This is a genomic window from Moorena sp. SIO4A1, from assembly GCF_010672065.1.
Lineage (GTDB): Bacteria > Cyanobacteriota > Cyanobacteriia > Cyanobacteriales > Coleofasciculaceae > Moorena.
In genome coordinates, this window is record NZ_JAAHHX010000184.1 from 1 (window position 1) to 3484 (window position 3484).

Below are 3484 nucleotides of genomic sequence, written 5' to 3' on the forward strand. Positions count from 1 at the left end.
TACGAGCCACGTTTAGTGAATTACTGCAAAACTTAATTCCCGCTGAATTGGGCACAGGTGCTTTGAGGACTTTAGCTGCGATCGCTCTTAAAGGTCCGATTACTCAAGCTGACCTAGTCAACCTTCGCGGCAGTGGAGCGTATCAACATATCCAGGAACTGGTCGAGCTCGATTTTGTCCAGAAACGTAGACAAACTGAGGGGCGTTCCTACTGGTTACAAGTTACCGAAAAATTTCATCAACACTTTGAAGTTGAGCAGCTATTGCCACCCCAATAGAAGCTATGCTAAGGGTTACAAAAACTTCAAGATTCCTTTAAGTAAGCTTTTTTACTCAGAATTTCTACCGAAAAAAGTTAGATTTATCCCCGAAAGCTGATTCAGCTGATCTCACAATCGTTTAGAGTATAGAAAAGTCGAGATGAAGCAGGTCAAACCTAAAATTCCTAATGGTATTCAACCCCGATTTTCTAAGTTCCCCAGGAGCAGAGCCTCAAGCGAACCAACTGCTGCAATACCTCCAGAATCAACCTTCTGATGTTTTAGCAAGGATTGCGAAGTCTGCTAGCCCTGAAATCCAACAAATCATCTCTCAGAACGTTCAGGGGCTAGTAGGGATGCTGCCATCAGAAAACTTTAATGTTCAAATCACCACTGATCGGGAAAATTTAGCTGGATTGCTGGCGTCAGCCATGATGACTGGTTATTTTCTCCGTCAGATGGAACAGCGTATGGTTCTTGAAGACAACTTAACCAACTCCACTCCCTTACGTCCTCAGAAGCGGCCCAGTGAAAAGCGTAGCGATTCCCCAAAGCCAACTGAGTCATAATAGATGTCCTCTGGTTTAATACCTACGCTCGTTAGGTACACACCAGTGAATGGCACTATGTTCAGAATGATTAACTTGGGAAAAAGACTAAACGGAATAGGTTAAAGGGATGATACTATCACAATCTATTGTCCCTTTTTCCTTTTTAGACCCAGGTCGAGATGGATCCCAGGGGAGGATTAGCCTATAGAGGAGGATAACCGTGCATGGTAAAATTTAACTATTTCAGATAGTATCATCTCCGGTAGCATCAATAGTTTCAGATATTGTAAATCTTGGAGTAATAGGTAATGAGTAAATGGTAATTGTGATTAGCCATTACCGATTACTTATTACCGATGACTTGTTACCGATTATCGATTAGACCTAGCAACCTTAGTAGTTTGATTATACTGTTTGCGTCAATTATTCTGGCCTGATCCAAAGTTCCCTTGTCCAACGTTACCGACAACTGCGGCGAAGTTTGTTACCCATTATCCATTACCCTAACCCAAACAAAACCTTCGACGCGGAGTGGGCGGGGAGAACTTCAACGACCCAGCAAAATCTTAATCTGGTCAACTAGACTTGTGCCACCAAACCATAGAGCAAACAGAATTGAGATGGAGAGGCTTGCTCCGATCAGGCACACCACTAAACCGGCTAGGCTAATTGCGCCATCATCTTCAGTTAAGCCAAAACCAGTGATAAAAATTCCCATAGCTGGAACGGTATTTGTCCCTGGAATCGGAATCATCATCGAAATTGACATTAATGCGATCGCACTCCCCATAAATATCCGACCAGGCAAACTGGTACAAATATAGGTTAGGCGAGGACGGGTAACTGCCTCAATCCGCCGCAACCAAGGGAGTCCTATTTTCAGAAAACCCTGCACGGTTTCCAATTTCATTTTCCCATTCATGATCTTCTTTGGTAGCCAGGGGCGTTTGGCACCAACGATGAGCTGAATAGCCAACAATAAGATCACAATTCCAAAGGGAATCGAATAACCCGGTGCTGGAACTGGCAAAGCTGAAGGTAGAGATAGGATAACGAATATAAACCCAAAGATACGTTCCCCCGCTAGGGTCAAAATATCTGCCAGCCTTACCTGAGGCTCTTGCTCTTCCTCAAAAAAATAGCGCTGTAGTTCTACAGAGAGTTTAGCCATTTAGTAGTGATTAGTTATAAAAGTTAATATACTAATCTATACTAATCTTTCTAGCACTTACCCTGACATTACTGATAAGATTAATTGCTAGCTGTACAGCAATTCAGAAACGGTTTGTTAGCGATCGCTTCTAAGCCCACTGATTTGATCAGATCTACCCATGCTTGGGGCTGGGAATCCCGTAACTGGGCGATAGTAGTCAGAGTTTCTTGCCAAATCAGAGCATCAGCATATAGTTTGGCTTGTTCTAAGGTATTTTGCTCCTGCTCTAGATTAAGCGCTAATTCTGGACTAAGTTCAGTACGCTCTAGAATTCCTTGAACCCAATGATCTCGGCTACGCTCTTGAGGATCGCAAACGAGTACGAAAAACCACTTGTATTTCTTACCCATGGTCAGAGGTACGGTTGTCGGTACGCTCAGTTGCACAATACCGTTCGTGTTATCCAGGCTCACGCTGGTCAGGTAAACCTCTTGATTCTGGTCATCAATTAACACAAATTCTGCTTCGGAGGCTGTAGTTTTGGGAACATACCAGAACAGTGTCGGATTAGCCGCCACGGTTGTGACCAGATTATTGGCAGGCACGATAGCAGTCAAAGGGATGTCATCGCTGTCAGTACAGGAATAGCTACGAGACCCTCCTCCTGCTGTTCTTCTAGGTTCTCCTCGTTCTGGTACTGGTGGAAATTTAATCATATGTGTCCCAGCCCCAAGGGTTCTAGACGGTGATCCTCGCTCTGGTGGTGGTGGGAAGTATGCACCCACTTCATGGTGTGGGTATGACTGTGCCAGTAACTGGGGTGCGGTGAAGTCAGTTACCAGTGCAGCCGAGAGCATTGTAGTCAGCACTGCCAGATAGGTTGGAGATTGTTGCCAGATCATAATCAATAACCCTACTCATTAATAGACCTCTTGCAAAAGTCAATTTTTGCCATGTGGCTATAGTATTTATCACCCTCTTTTTAGAGATTTATGCAAGAGTCAATATAAGTTTGTTATTTTATTCTAGCTAAGTGGTTGATCTTAACTTGCCGTTCCAAACCTTTTCTATACTATATCTTATTCCTTGTCAAGGATACAAAAGTTTTTAGAGGTGCCATTTTAAATCGTTTAGGCCGGTCAGGGCAATCGATAGTCGGTCATTGTCAACTACCAATTACCCATGACCCATTACCCATTACCTAATTACCCATAACCGATTACCCAAAAAGAGATATCAGGATTATTGAACCAGTATCGTAAAGGGATTACCCTAGTTTTAGGTACCAGAAGTCCAAGAGTTGATGTACTCGATTTGGTCTGGGGTGAGGCTATCAATGTTAATGCCCATTGCTTGTAACTTCAACCGCGCAATGTCCTTATCCACTGCTTCAGGGATGGAGTGTAAACCTGGTTCAATGGATCCTTTGTTCTTGACTAGGTATTCACAGGCCAAAGCTTGGTTAGCAAAGCTCATGTCCATCACCGCACTGGGATGACCTTCAGCTGCTGCCAGGTTAA

The 3484-nt window shown here is 43.7% G+C and carries 5 protein-coding genes; 2 read left to right on the plus strand and 3 right to left on the minus strand.

Annotation, left to right across the window (positions count from 1 at the left end):
• Both scpB and F6K53_RS35795 read left to right on the plus strand, forming a co-directional pair.
• The coding region (gene scpB / locus F6K53_RS35790) for an SMC-Scp complex subunit ScpB (RefSeq protein WP_293084122.1) at positions 1 to 278 on the plus strand (278 nt) is incomplete at its 5' end.
• A 170-nt stretch (positions 279 to 448) separates the two neighbouring features.
• A complete protein-coding gene (locus F6K53_RS35795; RefSeq protein WP_070392853.1) occupies positions 449 to 829 on the plus strand; it encodes a DUF760 domain-containing protein in 381 nt (126 codons plus the stop codon).
• Between the two features lie 529 nt (positions 830 to 1358).
• Here the strand turns inward: F6K53_RS35795 and F6K53_RS35800 are convergent.
• The 3 genes from F6K53_RS35800 to F6K53_RS35810 form a co-directional block, all read right to left on the minus strand.
• Entirely contained in the window at positions 1359 to 1982 is a 624-nt protein-coding gene (locus F6K53_RS35800; protein ID WP_070392852.1) for an exopolysaccharide biosynthesis protein, read from the minus strand.
• Positions 1983 to 2062: 80 nt separating this feature from the next.
• Positions 2063 to 2866: a DUF928 domain-containing protein gene (locus tag F6K53_RS35805; RefSeq protein WP_070392851.1), complete on the minus strand. Its 804-nt coding sequence runs from the start codon at positions 2864 to 2866 to the stop codon at positions 2063 to 2065.
• A gap of 376 nt (positions 2867 to 3242) precedes the next feature.
• Positions 3243 to 3484: adenosylhomocysteinase (locus F6K53_RS35810; protein ID WP_293084125.1), on the minus strand; the 242-nt coding region annotated here is incomplete at its 5' end.